Below are 16,878 nucleotides of genomic sequence, written 5' to 3'. Positions count from 1 at the left end.
AGTAATTCGCCACGCTACGGTGGCTCTCAAACTCTGTCCCACAATTAAATTAAATGTTCTTCTCAATAGCGCCACGGATTTCCGCGATCGCCTGTTCAATGTCGGCATCGCTGAAGCCGTCCGGCACATCCACTGCGCCCAGGCGCGGCGCCTGGATGGTGGTGGTCAGGCTGCCGATCGGCAGCGTGTGGGTGACGATGGAACTGGATGGATCGTCAATATTCGGATCGCTGCCCCAGGCCATTGCCAAAGCGGTAATATTATCGCTGGTTTTACCGGCAATCCCAAGTGCATTATTCACCAGCTCCGGCACCGCGCGGACGATGGTGCTGGTTTGCAGGCGCTGCGCCAGCACGTGGTCCGGCAGCATCGACCACAGTCCGTCCGAGCACAGTAACATGACGTCGCCGGCCTGCAGGCTGACGCGGCGCGACAGTTCGACGATCGGCATGTTGGTGGCGCCGAGGCAGTTGAACAACTTGTTGCGGTCAGGATGGGTGGCGCGCTCCGAGGGATCGGCCTTGCCCTGGGCGATCAGGCTTTCGATGCGCGAGTGATCGCGCGTACGCGCCAGGATCTGGCCGTTGCGCATCCAGTACAGGCGCGAATCGCCGCAGTGCGCCCAGAAAGCGCTGTTGTGCTGGATCAGGCAAGCCACCACCGTGGTGCGCGGGGTTTCCGACAGCTTGTGTACTTCACGGTAGCGGTGGATTTCCATGTGCGCGGCATAGAAACTGTCTTCCAGGAAGCGCTCCGGCTTCTTGATGTACGGCTGGGCATTCTTCTGGAACAGCGAGCCTATGGTTTGCATCGCGATGTTGGCGGCGATCTCGCCGTGCAGGTGGCCGCCCATGCCATCGGTCAGCAACAGCAACAAGGCGTCACGCGTGAAGCTATAACCCATCCGGTCCTGATTGACCTTGCGGCCGCCGATATGGCTTTCTTGATAAACAGAAAATCGCATGACTTCTCTATATGGTGTTCTTACTAACAATAAGGCTGAAACACGGCCGGCACGGGCGCGAGGCGCCCGGCCGGCAGGTTACTGGGTGTTTTCCTGGATGGTCGTATCCGGGTTGCTCTCGGCCTTGCGGCGGAACTGGATATGCGTGAAAAAGACGTTGCGGATCTTGCGCGTCACCATGTCGCGCATGCTCACTTCTTCTTCCTGCACCGGCTCCATCAATGCCCGCTGCACCGCGAACACGCTTTGCGGCCGCTGCAGCGGATCGATCATCAGACACCAGCGCACCACCTGGATCAGCTCCGGCGAATACAGGCCTTCCAGCTTGCGGAAATGGCCTTCCATCTTGTCGTTGACCTTGCGCTGGTCGACCGGCTGCGGCGGCGCGCCAACCATACAGGCGAAAATCGAGGCGCCGATACTGTAGATATCGGTCCACGGTCCGAGGTTGCCATTGCGCTCATACAATTCAGCCGGCGCAAAGCCGGGGGTGTACATCGGATACAGCTTGGGCGAATCGGAACGCAGCGTCTGGCGGGCGGCGCCGAAATCCAGCAGGATCGGCGTGCCGTCGGCGCGCAGGTAGATGTTGGCCGGCTTCAGGTCCAGGTGCAGCAGCTTGTGCGTATGCACTTCGCGCAAGCCGTTCATCACGTGGCGGAACATCTTGCGGATGAATTTTTCCGACACCAGCGGCTTCTCGCCCTTGTCGCGCCGGCGCAGGATATGTTCCTGCAGCGAGCGGCCGGACTCGTAAGCCATCACCATGTAGACGGTTTCATTAGCGCGGAAGAAATTGATCACGCTCACCACGTTCGGATGTGCGATGCGCGCCAGCGCGCGCCCTTCCTCGAAAAAGCATTTCAAGCCGATCCTGAAAGTCGGCAGGTTTTCCGGCGAAATTGCCGGCGCCAGTTCGCCCCACTGGCGCAAGGCCAGCGAGCTTGGCAGATATTCCTTGATGGCGACTGCGTTGCCATCCTCATCGTATGCCAGATAGACAATACTGAACCCGCCAGAAGCAATCTTCTTTACAATGCGGTATCCAGCAATTTTTAGCCCATCAGGCAATGGAGCATTGTTTTGTGCGGCCATGCGATCCTACCCTAGTAAATGGTGTAAGGATTGTCTTGATAAATCGCTGATTTGTAAAGAAAAACCCTTGCAAACCAGAAACAAAGGACAGCATTTTGACTATCTGTAGCATGACAGGTTATGCCGTTGCCAACCGCGACACGGCCGCAGGCACGATTACCATCGAGATCAAGAGCGTCAATTCGCGCTTTCTCGACCTCCAATTCCGCATCAACGACGATTTGCGTTCGCTCGAACCGGCGCTGCGCGATGCCATTATCGGCCGCGTTGCGCGCGGCAAGGTCGAATGCCGGCTGAGTTTCGGCCGTAAAGCGGCATCCGGCGCGTCGCAAGCCTTGAACACCGAGCTGCTGGCCTCTCTGGCCGAGCTGCAAAGCGCGGTGCGCCAGCAATTCATCGAAGCCGCGCCGCTGACGGTCAACGAACTGCTGCGCTGGCCCGGCGTCATCGAAGAAGCCGTGATCAGCCAGGACACCCTGCAAGCCGATGTCCAGGCCACCATGCACACCGCCCTGGAAGCGTTTGTCGAATCGCGCGCGCGCGAAGGCGCTGCGCTGCAGGCTACGCTGATCACCCGCATCGACGCCATGGATGCCATCGTACAGCGGATTACGCCGCTGGTGCCGCAGATAGTGGCGCAATTCCAGCAAAAAGCCACGGAGCGGATGCAGGAAGCTCTCGGCCTGGCGCAGCAGGATGCCGGCAATGCCGGCCTGTCGCGCGAAGAAGCCTTGGACCGCATCCGCCAGGAAGTCACGCTGTATGGCATCCGCATCGATATCGCCGAAGAGCTGTCGCGCCTCGCCGCCCACCTCAATGAAACCCGCCACATCCTGAAAAAAGGCGGCCAGGTCGGCAAGCGCCTGGATTTCATGATGCAAGAACTCAATCGCGAAGCGAATACGGTAGGCTCGAAAGCCGCAATCAAGGAACTGGCCGACGCTTCCATGGAACTGAAGCTGCTGATCGACCAGATGCGCGAACAGGTGCAAAACCTGGAATAAAGCAGTCCCGCTTGACCGCTGCAGAAACAGGGTTTCTGCAGCTCCGCATCCCTCCCAGAAAAAACACCTCCTCTTCTAAGCCTAATCCTACAGGCAAAGTTAATTATCAATATTGCCACACCAGATACCCTTGCGTAGCATCGGTGGCTCGAACTCATGATAAATACATAATTCCGCCGAGCGCACTTGCAACAGCCAGGGCGGGGAGGAGCCACCATTGAATATCCTTGCCGTAGTGCGTCATCTGACGCCGCTGGCAGCCGCTGCGACGATCAGCGTCCATGCGGCGAATACTGACGCAGCCAAGCCCGCCAACCACCCCAGCCCGTTCGGCAGAACCGATGAACACGGCGAACATGGCATCATCGATGGCGACGCCATCGATCAGGGCCATGCCGCTGCGGCGCCACCCGCCGCCAGCACGCAACAGGCCGATAGCAAGGGCCTGATCGCCGACAGCCATCTGAACTGGCTGCTGCGCAGTTATAGCGACCATCTGGAAACCCAGGGCTCCAATACCCGCAACGCCTCGGTGCTGGGCAGCCAGCTGAATTTCGAATCCGGCTTCACCACCGGCGCCATCGGCCTCGGCGCCGACGCTGGTTTGTTCAGCGCGCTGAAGCTGAATGGCGGCAACGGTGCCGGCAACATGGTGCATGTTGATCCAAACGGCGGCGGCAGCAATCAATTGGCATGGAGCTACTTCGGGCTGTACGATCTGAAAGCACGGATTTCGAACACAGTGCTGAAATATGGCGCGCAAATCGTCCATAACCCTTTCCTGGAGCCGCATGACAACCGCGCCCTGCCGCCGACTTTCCTCGGCGCCTCCTTCATCAGCACTGAAATTGCCGGCCTCAGCCTGGCAGCCGGCAGCTTTACCAAGAGCCAGCCGCGCGGACAAACCCGCTCGCAACCCTTGCGCACGGCCTACGGCGGCATCCAGCTCAATCGCTTCAGCTATCTTGGCGGCGACTACAACTACAGCCCAGACACCAAAATCTCGCTATACGCCAGCCGCGCCGAAAACGTCTGGAATCAATACTATTCAGCCTTCTCGCACAGCATCGGCGATGCCAATACCCTGCGCTGGACCGGCCAGCTGAATTACTATGCGACGCGCAACCAGGGCAGCAGCCGGCAAGGAGCCGTCAACACCAATGCCTACAGCGTGGCCCTGAGCGCCCAGCACAAGGCGCATACGGTGCTGCTGGCCTACCAGAAAATCCAGGGCAAGCAGTTCTTCGACTATGTCGGCGAAGGCGCCGGTGATTTCTTGAGCAATTCGATGAACGTCGATTACAACGCGCCCGGCGAACAGTCGCTGCAATTGCGGCATACGGTCGACCTCGGCAGCTATGGCTTGCCCGGCTTGAAAATCATGACCTGGGGCGTACAGGGTTGGGGCGCGGACGCCTCGGCCAGCGCAGCCGCCAATGCCGATCCGGCCGGCAGTCTTTATCGGCTGTACTGGAAGAACGGCGCGCCGGTGCGCGGCAAGCACTGGGAGGTCGGCATGATCCCCACCTATGTGATACAGAGCGGCAAACTGAAGGGCAGCAGCGTCAACCTGACCTTGATGCATCATCTTGCCAATGCACAGTACTCGGACGCCGGTAATACCATCTACCGGCTGGCCCTGAACATGCCGATGAATATTTTTTAAAGTCCAGGACAAAAGTGCGGGCGATAAAAAGCCGCGGCAGAATGCAATCTGCCGCGGCTTTTTATCGCCCGCTCAGGTCATCGACCCAAGGCGGGCATATTATTTCTCGACGATGAAGTTCTTGAGTTCCTTGGTGCGTTGCTCCGTGTGGGCGCGCATGCATCCGAGGAATTCGATATCGCGAATGGTCCCGCTTTCGTTGTAGGTATACACGGCGTCGCAATCCTTCTTGCGGAAACCGACCCAGGCGCGCTGCGCTTCGATCAGCTTTTTCTTGACCTCGCCGTAGCGCACGCCATCCTGGTCGGGTTTGGTGATCTGCTTGACCAGCTGCTGATAGGTTTCGTTCAAGGTTTTTTCATCCTTGTCGAAAGCGGTCTTGGCGCAGGTATTCATTTCGACGGTATTGCTCTGCGACAGACATGGATCAACCTGGGCAAACGCTGCCGCAGGCACCACCAGGCAAAATGCCATCAACATCTTACGCATACACTCTCCTTGGAGTCGCTTCGCTCTGCCCGGCGCATGACGGCCGGCAGACAGGCGAAGCGGTACATCGATCAACCCAGCTCTTCCAGGCGAATCTTGGTGACGCTGCCAACCACGGTGCTCAATGCTTCGATCTTGGCAATCGCCGCTTCCACATTCTTTTCCTGGGTCTGGTGCGTAAGCATGATGATATCAGTACGGGTCTCGTCTGCGGCAGGCTCTTTTTGCAGCATGGCATCGATCGAGATCGAGGAGTCGGCCAGGATCCGCGTAACGTCGGCCAGCACGCCCGGCTGGTCGGCGACATGCATGCGCAGATAGTAGCTGGTGGTGATTTCCGCCATCGGCAGGATCGGCGTGTCGGCCATGGCGTTCGGCTGGAACGCCAGGTGCGGCACCCGGTGCTCAGGATCGGCGGTGGCCAGACGGGTGATGTCGACCAGGTCGGCAATCACGGCCGAAGCAGTCGGCTCGGCGCCGGCGCCCTTGCCGTAGTACAGCGTGTCGCCGACGGCGTCGCCGCGCACCAGCACCGCATTCATGGCGCCTTCGACATTGGCGATCAGGCGCTTGCTCGGGATCAGGGTCGGATGCACGCGCAGCTCGATGCCGCCGGCAGTGCGCTTGGTGATGCCGAGCAGCTTGATGCGATAGCCCAGCTGTTCGGCATAGCGGATGTCGGTGGCTTGCAGCTTGGTGATGCCTTCCACGTGCGCCTTGTCGAATTGCACCGGGATGCCGAATGCGATCGAGGCCATGATGGTCAGTTTGTGGGCGGCGTCGACGCCTTCGATATCAAAGGTCGGGTCAGCTTCGGCATAGCCCAAACGCTGCGCTTCCTTCAGCACGACGTCGAAGTCCAGGCCCTTGTCGCGCATTTCAGACAGGATGAAATTGGTGGTGCCGTTGATGATGCCGGCGATCCACTGGATGCTGTTGGCGGTCAGGCCCTCACGCAGCGCCTTGATGATCGGGATGCCGCCGGCCACCGCCGCTTCGAACGCCACGATCACGCCCTGCTCTTGCGCAGCCTTGAAGATCTCGTTGCCATGGCTGGCGATCAGCGCCTTGTTGGCGGTCACCACGTGCTTGCCGTTGGCGATCGCCTGCAGCACCAGGTCCTTGGCGATGCCATAGCCGCCGATCAGTTCGATGACGATATCGATGTCGGGATTGTTGACCACCAGCCTGGCGTCGTTGACTACGGTGACTTCGCCGTTGGTCAACAGCTTGGCGCGCTCGGTGTCGAGATCGGCCACCATGGTAATCTCGATAGCTCTCCCTGCGCGCGCTGCAATCTCTTGCTGATTGCGCTTCAATACGTTGAACGTGCCGGAACCGACCGTACCTATGCCAAGCAAACCTACCTTGATGGATTTCATGATCTCTGCTGTCTGTGAAAAATTGAATAAAAATCTAACTGAACCTTACAGTCGCGTCGTCCCCGCGAACGCGGGGACCCAAATTACGGCGCAAAATGGATTCCCGCGTTCGCGGCAATGACGTGGCCGACGAGGCGCGCACTCTTAAACCTTGCCGTGACGCCGGCGATAACCTTCCAGGAAACTGGCGATACGCCCCATCGACTCCGCCAGGTCATCGGTATTCGGCAAGAACACCACGCGGAAGTGGTCCGGCGTCGGGCAATTGAAGCCTGTGCCCTGCACGATCAACACGCGCTGCTCGGCCAGCAATTCGTAGGCGAAATCCTGGTCGTCGGCGATCGGATACATCTTCGGATCGAGACGCGGGAACATGTACAGCGCGGCCTTCGGCTTGACGCAGGTCACCCCCGGAATATCGGTCAGCAGCTTGTACGCCATATCGCGCTGGCGCGTCAGGCGGCCATGCGGTCCGACCAGGTCGTTGATGCTTTGATAGCCGCCCAGCGCAGTCTGGATCGCATACTGTCCCGGCGCATTGGCGCACAGACGCATCGAGGCCAGCATGTTCAAGCCTTCAATATAGCCCTTGGCATGTTTTTTCTCGCCCGACACCACCATCCAGCCGGCGCGGTAGCCGCAGGAACGATAGTTTTTAGACAAGCCGTTGAAGGTGATGAACAGCACATCGTCCGCCAGCGAGGCCAGCGAAGTGTGGGTTTCACCGTCGTACAAGACCTTGTCGTAGATCTCGTCGGCAAAGATGATCAGCTGGTGCTGGCGCGCCAGATCGACGATCTGCTGCAGCAGTTCCACCGGATAGAGGGCGCCGGTCGGATTGTTCGGGTTGATGACGACAATCGCCCGCGTGTTGCTGTTGATCTTCTTCTTGATGTCTTCGATATCGGGAAACCAGCCGGCCTGCTCGTCGCAGACGTAGTGGCGCGGCGTGCCGCCCGACAGGCTGACCGCGGCAGTCCAGAGCGGATAGTCCGGCGCCGGCACCAGCACCTCGTCGCCGGTGTTGAGCAGCGCGTTCATGCTCATCACGATCAGTTCGGAAGCGCCGTTGCCCAGATAGATGTCGTCGATCGTGACGCCCTGGATCCGCTTCTGCTGGCAATAATGCATGACCGACTTGCGCGGCGCAAACATGCCTTTGGAATCGGTATAGCCGGAGGCATTGCCCATGTTCAGGATCATGTCCTGCACGATTTCATCGGGCGGCTCGAAACCGAACACGGCCAGGTTGCCGATGTTCAGCTTGATGATCTTATGGCCCTCTTCCTCCATCTGTCGTGCTTTTTCCAGCACGGGGCCGCGAATGTCATAACAAACGTCGTCCAGTTTTTTCGATTTTTGAATCGGTCGCACAGCACAATTCCTTGTATTTTACGCAACATTATCCAGCTTTAAAAAGCTGTCTGGAAAATTGGGGTATCGTCACACGGGAGTAGGTGCGCCGCAATAAATGCTTGCGGCTACCCCTTGTAAGGGTGCCCCGGAGCTATGCGCCCCAGCATTTCACGACTTTTCAGACAGCTTTTCGGCGGTGCACAAAACACTGCCAGAACTATCCATTCTGCCGAAAGCGTGGGGTTTTATCAATCAATAACGCAAGCTTATCGACGGAAAACGCTACAATGCAGCACTTTATTTTCCATTTTTCGGGAATTTGCACGCCGTCTGCGGTCTATCCTTTGGTTTTTCCCATTGTCACCCCGCCGGTCATGACGTGTTTACGTGTGCGGGACCGGGCATTGCGCCCGGTCCTCGCAGCTATTTAAAGACAAAGCTATGAAGCTACATACCACCTCTACCCAGCAGTACCAGACAGTCACTGCCTACGATGACAAGGGCGTGGAAATCAACGCGCTCCGATATGAGCACAGCCTGCTGGTGCTGCCGGAATCGGCGCCGGCAATCTGGCCGGTCAGCAGTTTCGACGCCCTTACCCCAGAACACTTTGCCCATATAGACAGCACCCGGCCTGATGTCGTGATCCTCGGCACCGGCCTGCGGCAACGTTTTGTGCACCCGAAACTGACCACTGTGCTGACCGCGCGCCGCATCGGCGTCGAATGTATGGATAACCAGGCTGCTTGTCGCACTTATAATATTTTGATGGCTGAAGGACGTAAAGTCGTCCTCGCCCTGATTTTCGACACCAACAAGGAAACCGCCCAAGATGCGTGAACTGCATAAATCAAAAACTTTCGTCTGGCTGCTGTTCCTGCTGTTCTGCATCGTCTGGTGCTATATGCTGGGCGCGCGCACGCTGGTGCCTACCGATGAGGGACGCTATGCCGAGATGGCGCGCGAAATGGTCGCCACCGGCGACTGGATCACCTTGCGCCTGAACGGCATCAAGTATTTTGAAAAGCCGCCGCTGCAAACCTGGATGAATGCCCTGACCTTCGAGCTGTTCGGGTTGGGCGAATGGCAAGCCCGTTTGTGGACCGGCCTCTGCGGTTTGCTAGGCGTGGTGCTGGTTGCCTTTACCGGCGCCCGCGTGTTCTCGCCGCGCATCGGCTTTTTTGCCGCGCTGGTGCTCGGCTCCAGCTTCCTCTGGGCTGGCCTGGGCCACATCAACACGCTCGACATGGGCTTGTCCGGCATGATGACGATTGCGCTGTGCGCGCTGCTGCTGGCGCAGCGCAGCGACATCAGCAACAGCGAACAACGCAACTGGATGCTGCTGTGCTGGGCTGGCATGGCTTTGTCGGTCCTGTCGAAGGGCTTGATCGGCTTGCTGATACCCGGTGCGGTGCTGGTGCTGTACACCTTGTTCTCGCGCGACTGGTCGATCTGGAAGCGCTTGCACCTGGTGCTCGGCCTGATCCTCTTCTTCCTGATCACCACGCCGTGGTTCGTGCTGATTTCGCTGAAGAATCCTGAATTCCCGCAATTCTTCTTTATCCACGAACAGTTCCAGCGCTTCACCAGCAAGATCCACAACCGCTATGGCCCGCCCTACTATTTCGTGCCTATCCTGATCCTCGGCATCGTGCCGTGGCTGGGCGTGATGTTCCAGAGCTTGTGGAACGCCGCGCGCGAAAGCCATACCGTGTCCGGCTTCCAGCCGAAGAAAATGCTGTTGATCTGGAGCATCTTCATTTTCGTGTTCTTCAGTATTTCCGATTCCAAGCTGCCTTCGTACATCCTGCCGATCTTCCCTGCGTTGGCGCTGCTGATTGCCTGCCATCTGGACAAGGCGTCTAGCAAGGCGATCACAGCTTCCGCCGTGTTGCTGCTGTTGCCGGCGGTGGCCGGCCTGGCCTTGTCCTGGAAAATCCCTGCGCTGGCCAAGGATGCCTACTCGCTGCCGCTGCTGCAAGCGCACGTGCCTTGGGTATTCGCCGCTTCCGCGGTTGCCTTTGCCGGCGCCGTCGCGGCGCTGATGCTGGCGCGCCGCCAGAAGGAATGGGCCATCGTCGCCCTCGCCGCCGCCGGCTTCGTCGGCGGCCAGCTGCTGATGTACGGCCACGATCCGCAGGGCCGCTACTCGGCCGGCATCGACCTGGTGCCAGCGATCAACGCCGAGATGACGCCGCAAACCACGCTGTACGTGGTCGACAAGTATGAGCAGTCGCTGCCGTTCTACCTGCGCCGCACCATGACCATGGTCAAGCACATGGATGAACTGGAGTTCGGCCTGGGGCAGGAACCGCAGCTGTGGATCCCGACGATCGAAGCCTTTGTCGTCAAATGGAATGCCGACGCTGCTTCCGGCAAGAAGGACATTGCCATCATCCGCCCGGAAAAATACAAGGAAATGGCTGAGCAAGGCGTGCCGATGCGCGTCATCGGCCAGGATCCGCGCCGCGTGGTAGTGACCAACCAAGGCATTCCCGCCGCCGCATCTGCTCCGACCCCGCCTGCTCCTGTGGCAAATCCCGAAGCGTCGACGGAATCGTCTGCACCGGCAACTTCCAGCGCCCCCTAATAACCCTGCACCGACATGAACCTCACTACATTTGCTTTTATCATCACCGGCGTCTGCCTCAACGCCGTGGCGCAGCTCTTGCTGAAAGCCGGCACCAACGCGGTCGGCATCATCAGCCTGACGCCGCAAAACTGGTTCGCCACCGGCATCAAGCTGGCCACCCAGCTGCCTATCCTCGGCGGCCTGACCTGCTACGTGATTTCGCTGATCGTCTGGATCATCGGCCTGTCGCGGGTCGATGTCACGATTGCCTACCCGATGCTGTCGCTCGGCTACGTCATCAGCGCCGTCGGCGCCTGGTACTTCCTGGGCGAGGCGGTATCCGCCCAGCGCCTGGTGGCTATCGGCGTCATCATTGTCGGCGTAGTATTGCTAACCCGCAGCTAAGCCGCTCCAGCTAATCTACCTTCTCATTTCAAGATCATACTTATAAGACAATATGAGCCAACAACCATTCCTCCCGTTCGCCAAGCCCACCATCGATGAAGCCACCATCGCCGCAGTCGGCGATGTGCTGCGCTCCGGCTGGATCACCAGCGGTCCCAAGGTGCAGGCATTCGAAGCGCAGCTGTCTGAATATTTCGGCGGCCGTCCGGTGCGCACCTTCAATTCCGGCACCTGCACCATGGAAATCGCGCTGCGCATCGCCGGCATCGGCGCCGGCGACGAAGTCATCACCACGCCGATTTCCTGGGTCGCCACCGCCAATGTGATCATCGAAACCGGCGCTACGCCGGTGTTCGCCGACATCGACCCGGTCACGCGCAATATCGACCTGGCCCAGGTCGAAGCCGCCATCACGCCGCGCACCAAGGCCATCATCCCGGTCTACCTGTCCGGCCTGCCGGTCGACATGGACCGCTTGTATGCGCTGGCCAAGAAACATAATCTGCGCGTGGTGGAAGATGCAGCACAGGCACTGGGGTCGACCTGGAACGGCCAGCGCATCGGCGCCTTTGGCGACTTTGCCTCGTTCAGCTTCCAGGCCAACAAGAACATCACCTCCTCCGAAGGCGGCTGCCTGGTGCTGAACAACGCCGAGGAAGCACGGCTGGCGGAAAAATACCGCCTGCAGGGCGTGACCCGCAGCGGCTTCGACGGCCTCGACGTCGACGTCCTCGGCGGCAAGTTCAACATGACCGATGTCGCGGCCGCCATCGGCCTCGGCCAGTTTGCTCACATTGAAGCCATCACCGCCCACAGGCGCGAGCTGGCGCAATATTATTTCAGCTGCTTCGGCAGCGACTTTGAAGCCAAATACGGCGCCCAGCTGCCGGTACCGGATTTCGAGAGCAGCAACTGGCACATGTTCCAGCTGGTGCTGCCGGAACGTCAGGACGGCAAGCCGGCGCGCGCCACCTTCATGGAGCAGATGCAGGCGCTCGGCATCGGCATCGGCTATCACTATCCGGCCATCCATCTGCTGAGCATGTACCGCGCGCGCGGCTTCAAGGACGGCATGTTCCCGGTCGCCGAAAAGGTCGGCCGCCTGATCGTCTCGCTGCCTATGTTCAATGCAATGACCAAGAACGATGTCGAACGCGCTGTGTCCGCGGTAAAATCCGTGCTTCAATAAATTGACTATCGCTTGATGAAACCAGAACTTTCCGTCGTCATCCCGGTATACAACGAGGAATCGGGCCTCGCCAAACTGTTCGAACGCCTCTACCCGGCGCTCGATGCACTTGGCATCAGCTATGAAATCCTGTACGTCAACGACGGCAGCCGCGACAAGTCGGCGGCCATCCTGGCGGAACAGTTCCGCTTGCGGCCGGACGTCACCCGCGTGGTCCTGTTCAACGGCAATTTCGGCCAGCACATGGCGATCCTGGCCGGCTTTGAAGCGACCCGCGGCGACATCGTCGTGACCCTCGACGCCGACCTGCAGAACCCGCCGGAAGAAATCGGCAACCTGGTCGCCAAGATGCGCGAAGGCTACGATTATGTCGGCTCGATCCGCCGCAAGCGGCAGGATTCGGCCTGGCGCACCGTCGCTTCCAAGGCCATGAACCTGCTGCGCGAGAAAATCACCGGCATCAAGATGACCGACCAGGGCAATATGCTGCGCGCCTACGGCCGCAACGTGGTGGACCTGATCAACCAGTGCAAGGAAGTCAATACTTTCGTGCCGGCGCTGGCTTACACCTTCGCCCGCAAGCAGGCGGAAATCGTGGTCGAGCATGAAGAACGCTCGGCCGGCGAATCGAAATACTCGCTGTACAGCCTGATCCGTCTGAACTTCGACCTGGTGACCGGCTTTTCCATCGTGCCGCTGCAGCTGTTTTCGCTGATAGGGATTGTGCTGTCCTTTGCGTCCGCCGCGCTGTTCGTGGTGCTGGTGGTGCGCCGCTTCCTGTTCGGCGCCGAAGTACAGGGTTTGTTCACCCTGTTCGCTTTTGCCTTCTTCCTGATGGGCATGATCCTGTTCGGCATCGGCCTGGTCGGCGAATATGTAGGCCGCATCTACCAGCAGGTCCGTGCGCGTCCGCGCTACGTGGTGCAAGCCATGCTGGAGCAGTCTTCTTCAGAGGATAAGCAAGCCTCATGAAAGCCGTCGTCTTTGCCTATCATAATGTCGGCGTACGCTGTCTGAAGGTCCTGCTGGCGCGCGGCGTCGAAGTGGCGCTGGTAGTCACCCACGAAGACAATCCGCAGGAAACCATCTGGTTCGAATCGGTAGCGTCGCTGTGCAAGCAGCACGGCATCCCGACGATTGCGCCGGACAATCCGGCTGCACCGGAATTACTGGCCCAGGTCGCTGCCCTGGCTCCTGATTTCATTTTCAGCTTCTATTACCGCCACATGCTGCCGGTCGCCCTGCTAGCGCTGGCCAGGCACGGCGCCTTCAATATGCACGGCTCCTTACTGCCGAAGTATCGCGGCCGCGTGCCGATCAACTGGGCAGTCCTGCATGGCGAGACCGAAACCGGCGCCACCTTGCATGAAATGGCCGCCAAGCCCGACGCCGGCTGTATCGTGGCGCAAACTTCGGTGCCCATCCTGCCCGACGATACGGCTTATGAAGTATTCGGCAAAGTGGTGGTGGCGGCAGAACAGACGCTATGGATGGCATTGCCGTCCATGCTGGCTGGTAACACCCCGAAGCTGCCGAATAACCTGGCGCAGGGCAGTTACTACGGCGGACGCAAGCCGGCCGATGGCGAAATCGACTGGAGCCAGCCGGCGCAGCAGGTATACAACCTGTACCGTGCGGTGGCGCCGCCCTATCCCGGCGCCTGGAGCATTGCCAAAGGCCACACCTTCATTGTTGGGAAAGCAAGCTTTCCTGCCAACTTCGCTGCCGATACGCTGGTAAATTTGCCTCAAGGCTTGGCGGTAGTGGATAATCACATTGTTGGCGTCTGCGGCGATGGCCGGGCGTTGTTGATTAACCAATTGCTGGCGAATGACAAGGCGGTCACGCCGGAAGCACTGAAAAACATCCTTTTATAAACGGCTGCGTGGTTTCGCGGGCAAGACGGCCTTTGCCGCCGCTCTGCTCTTCGGGAATCGCAGCGCTTCATGTTCTGCCGCGGTTCCGCCGCGCGGAATGCTACTCTAACAACAATAGAATATTATGAAAAAAGTCCTCATCCTCGGCGTTAACGGTTTTATCGGCCATCACCTCTCCAAGCGCATCCTGGAAACCACCGACTGGCACGTCTACGGCATGGACATGATGACCGACCGCATCCGCGACCTGCTGGACAACGAAGAATACAAGTCGCGCATGCACTTCTTCGAAGGCGACATCACCATCAACAAGGAATGGGTCGAGTACCACGTCAAGAAGTGCGATGTGATCCTGCCGCTGGTGGCGATCGCCACGCCGTCCACTTACGTCAAGCAGCCGCTGCGCGTATTCGAACTGGACTTCGAAGCCAACCTGCCGATCGTGCGTTCCGCCGCCAAGTACGGCAAGCACCTGGTGTTCCCGTCGACTTCGGAAGTGTACGGTATGTGCCACGACGAAGAATTCGATCCTGAGCAGTCCGAACTGATCTGCGGCCCGATCAACAAGCCACGCTGGATCTACTCCTGCGCCAAGCAGCTGATGGACCGAGTGATCTGGGGCTACGGCATGGAAGAAGGCTTGAACTTTACCCTGTTCCGTCCGTTCAACTGGATCGGCGCCGGCCTCGACTCTATCCATACGCCGAAGGAAGGCAGCTCGCGCGTTGTAACGCAATTCTTCGGCCACATCGTGCGCGGCGAGAACATCTCGCTGGTCGACGGCGGCCAGCAAAAGCGCGCCTTCACTTATATCGACGATGGCATCGACGCCTTGATCAAGATCATCGCCAACAAGGACGGCATCGCCAGCGGCAAGATCTACAACATCGGCAATCCGGTCAACAACTATTCGATCCGCGACCTGGCCGACATGATGCTGAAGCTGGCTGCGGAATATCCCGAGTACGCCGACTCCGCCAAGAAGGTCAAACTGGTCGAGACGACTTCCGCCGCCTACTACGGCAAGGGCTACCAGGACGTGCAGAACCGCGTGCCGAAAATCACCAACACTTGCGACGAACTGAGCTGGCAGCCGACCACCACCATGGCCGACACCCTGCGCAATATTTTCGACGCCTACCGCGGCCAGGTGGCCGAAGCGCGCGCCTTGATGGACTAAGTTTTACACCACGGTCCGCGCGAGACACAAGACGCCTTGTGTTTTTCGCGGACACTGTTTTTCCTTACTACAGCCAGACCAGACAACTTGCCCCTCCTCACCCTAAAAATCGACGCCGACACTTATCGCGGCACCCGTGAAGGGGTACCTAACCTGGTGCGCCTGCTGAGCAAATACCAGGCGCGCGCCACCTTCCTGTTCTCGCTCGGCTACGACCATACCGGCTGGGCCTTGAAGCAGGTGTTCCGTCCTGGTTTCTTCCAGAAAGTATCGCGCACCTCGGTGGTTGAGTATTACGGCCTCAAGACCCTGATGTACGGCGTGCTGCTGCCGGCGCCGGATATCGGCAAGACCTGCGCCAGCTACATGCAGGCGGTGGACGCCGCTGGTTTCGAGTGCGGCATCCACACCTGGGACCACCGCGTCTGGCAAGACCATGTGCGGCAGCGCGGCGCCGACTGGACCGGCCAGCAGATGCAGCGTTCGTTCGACCGTTTCAGCCAGATTTTCGGCCGGCCGCCGCAGACCCATGGCGCCGCCGGCTGGCAGATGAATCCCTACGCCTTCGAGCAGCTGGAAAAATTCGGCATGGCCTATGCCTCCGATGGCCGCGCCATGCTGAACGACGACGGCGCGCTGGCCGACCAGGCAGCCGGGCCGCATCGCCTGCAGGTCGACGGCAAGACGCTGGCATGCATCCAGCTGCCGACCACCCTGCCGACGCTGGACGAACTGCTGGGCCGCAGCTTCAACGGCGTTGAACTGACGCCGGCGAATATCGCCGATCACATCCTGGCATTGACAGCGACCCCACGCGATCATGTATTTACTCTGCACGCAGAGCTTGAAGGGCAAAAACTCGCCCCCATATTCGAGCGGTTGCTGCAGGGCTGGCAGGCGCAAGGCTACGATCTGGTCTCGATGGGGGATTATTATCAGCAGGTCAAAGACCAAGTGTTACCCGTTGCGCCGCTCACGTGGGCGGAATTACCCGGACGTTCAGGCGAAATGATCATGCAGGCAACGATATAGAAGAGGCCTCTGCTGATCACTCCCTGTTCTGCAAAGGCATCTTTTGCTTGGAACGTCTTTTCTAGTCAGTTGGGGACAGAGCTGCGCGGGTAGTGTAATTCACCACGCTACGGTGGCTCTTAAACCCTACCCGGGCAGCTCTGTCCCACAATGTATATAAAATAATCTAGTGAACAGGACAAGACAGTGGCAGACCATCCTTCCATCATCAACATGACGGTGCCCGACTTCTCTGCAGCCATGACAGGTGCACAGACATTCAAGTTGTCGGACTATCATGGCAAGAAAATAGTGTTGTATTTTTACCCTAAAGACAACACGCCAGGCTGCACTACCGAAGCCATCCAGTTCCGCGACCTGTACCAGGAATTCCAGGGTCACAACACCGTCATATTCGGCGTCAGCCGCGACAGCATTCGCTCGCACGAAGGTTTCAAAGCCAAGCTGGATCTCCCCTTCGAGCTGATCGCCGATCCGGATGAAACGCTATGCGCCATGTTCAACGTCATGAAAATGAAAAACATGTACGGCAAGCAAGTACGCGGCATCGAGCGCAGCACGTTTGTGATTGACGCCGCCGGCACATTGGTGAAAGAATGGCGTGGAGTGAAGGTGCCTGCGCATGTTGAGGAAGTACTGGAGTTTTTAAGTCATTGAATTCACAAAA

The 16,878-nt window shown here is 59.0% G+C and carries 16 protein-coding genes; 11 read left to right on the top strand and 5 right to left on the bottom strand.

Going from position 1 to position 16,878, the window contains the following annotated elements; all coding sequences use genetic code 11:
* Positions 1-49: 49 nt before the first annotated feature.
* The gene (locus BCF11_RS22495; protein ID WP_098496710.1) at positions 50-964 is read right to left on the bottom strand and encodes a PP2C family serine/threonine-protein phosphatase; all 915 of its coding nucleotides are present in this window, start codon (positions 962-964) and stop codon (positions 50-52) included.
* Positions 965-1,042: 78 nt separating this feature from the next.
* Positions 1,043-2,059: a serine/threonine-protein kinase gene (locus tag BCF11_RS22490; protein ID WP_098496709.1), complete on the bottom strand. Its 1,017-nt coding sequence runs from the start codon at positions 2,057-2,059 to the stop codon at positions 1,043-1,045.
* Positions 2,060-2,154: 95 nt separating this feature from the next.
* Between BCF11_RS22490 and BCF11_RS22485 the strand changes: the two genes are divergently transcribed.
* Positions 2,155-3,063 (top strand): YicC/YloC family endoribonuclease, encoded by a 909-nt coding sequence (locus tag BCF11_RS22485; RefSeq protein WP_233212598.1) that lies wholly within the window; start codon positions 2,155-2,157, stop codon positions 3,061-3,063.
* 217 nt (positions 3,064-3,280) lie between these two features.
* The gene (locus tag BCF11_RS22480) at positions 3,281-4,729 is read left to right on the top strand and encodes an OprD family outer membrane porin (RefSeq protein ID WP_098496707.1); all 1,449 of its coding nucleotides are present in this window, start codon (positions 3,281-3,283) and stop codon (positions 4,727-4,729) included.
* A 99-nt stretch (positions 4,730-4,828) separates the two neighbouring features.
* Here the strand turns inward: BCF11_RS22480 and BCF11_RS22475 are convergent, their stop codons facing one another.
* The 3 genes from BCF11_RS22475 to BCF11_RS22465 all read right to left on the bottom strand — a co-directional run bounded on the left by BCF11_RS22475 (position 4,829) and on the right by BCF11_RS22465 (position 7,974).
* Positions 4,829-5,218, bottom strand: a complete 390-nt coding sequence (locus BCF11_RS22475) for a lysozyme inhibitor LprI family protein (RefSeq protein WP_098496706.1) — start codon at positions 5,216-5,218, stop codon at positions 4,829-4,831.
* A 71-nt stretch (positions 5,219-5,289) separates the two neighbouring features.
* Positions 5,290-6,600 (bottom strand): homoserine dehydrogenase, encoded by a 1,311-nt coding sequence (locus tag BCF11_RS22470; RefSeq protein ID WP_098496705.1) that lies wholly within the window; start codon positions 6,598-6,600, stop codon positions 5,290-5,292.
* Between the two features lie 144 nt (positions 6,601-6,744).
* The gene (locus BCF11_RS22465) at positions 6,745-7,974 is read right to left on the bottom strand and encodes a pyridoxal phosphate-dependent aminotransferase (protein WP_098496704.1); all 1,230 of its coding nucleotides are present in this window, start codon (positions 7,972-7,974) and stop codon (positions 6,745-6,747) included.
* Positions 7,975-8,397: 423 nt separating this feature from the next.
* Here BCF11_RS22465 and BCF11_RS22460 point away from each other — a divergent pair, with 423 nt between their 5' ends.
* The 9 genes from BCF11_RS22460 (at position 8,398) to BCF11_RS22420 (ending at position 16,868) form a co-directional block, all read left to right on the top strand.
* Complete coding sequence (locus BCF11_RS22460) at positions 8,398-8,796, top strand: Mth938-like domain-containing protein (RefSeq protein WP_098496703.1); 399 nt, start codon at positions 8,398-8,400, stop codon at positions 8,794-8,796.
* Entirely contained in the window at positions 8,789-10,546 is a 1,758-nt protein-coding gene (locus BCF11_RS22455; protein WP_098496702.1) for a glycosyltransferase family 39 protein, read from the top strand. The genes BCF11_RS22460 and BCF11_RS22455 overlap by 8 nt, the downstream gene beginning before the upstream one ends.
* A 15-nt stretch (positions 10,547-10,561) precedes the next feature.
* Positions 10,562-10,933 (top strand): multidrug efflux SMR transporter, encoded by a 372-nt coding sequence (locus tag BCF11_RS22450; protein WP_098496701.1) that lies wholly within the window; start codon positions 10,562-10,564, stop codon positions 10,931-10,933.
* 52 nt (positions 10,934-10,985) lie between these two features.
* Entirely contained in the window at positions 10,986-12,122 is a 1,137-nt protein-coding gene (locus tag BCF11_RS22445; protein ID WP_098496700.1) for a DegT/DnrJ/EryC1/StrS aminotransferase family protein, read from the top strand.
* Positions 12,123-12,137: 15 nt separating this feature from the next.
* Entirely contained in the window at positions 12,138-13,094 is a 957-nt protein-coding gene (locus tag BCF11_RS22440) for a glycosyltransferase (RefSeq protein ID WP_098496699.1), read from the top strand.
* Entirely contained in the window at positions 13,091-13,999 is a 909-nt protein-coding gene (locus BCF11_RS22435) for a formyltransferase (protein ID WP_098496698.1), read from the top strand. Before BCF11_RS22440 ends, BCF11_RS22435 begins: the two co-directional genes overlap by 4 nt.
* A 124-nt stretch (positions 14,000-14,123) precedes the next feature.
* Positions 14,124-15,179 carry a bifunctional UDP-4-keto-pentose/UDP-xylose synthase gene (locus BCF11_RS22430; protein WP_098496697.1) on the top strand — a complete coding sequence of 352 codons (1,056 nt, stop codon included), beginning with the start codon at positions 14,124-14,126 and terminating at the stop codon, positions 15,177-15,179.
* A gap of 87 nt (positions 15,180-15,266) precedes the next feature.
* Complete coding sequence (locus BCF11_RS22425) at positions 15,267-16,211, top strand: polysaccharide deacetylase family protein (protein ID WP_098496696.1); 945 nt, start codon at positions 15,267-15,269, stop codon at positions 16,209-16,211.
* Positions 16,212-16,424: 213 nt separating this feature from the next.
* Complete coding sequence (locus tag BCF11_RS22420) at positions 16,425-16,868, top strand: peroxiredoxin (RefSeq protein ID WP_098497653.1); 444 nt, start codon at positions 16,425-16,427, stop codon at positions 16,866-16,868.
* The last annotated feature ends 10 nt before the right edge of the window (positions 16,869-16,878 follow it).

Origin of the sequence: Collimonas sp. PA-H2, assembly GCF_002564105.1 — a bacterium.
Lineage (GTDB): Bacteria > Pseudomonadota > Gammaproteobacteria > Burkholderiales > Burkholderiaceae_D > Collimonas.
This window is presented reverse-complemented; position numbering and strand designations above follow the sequence as displayed.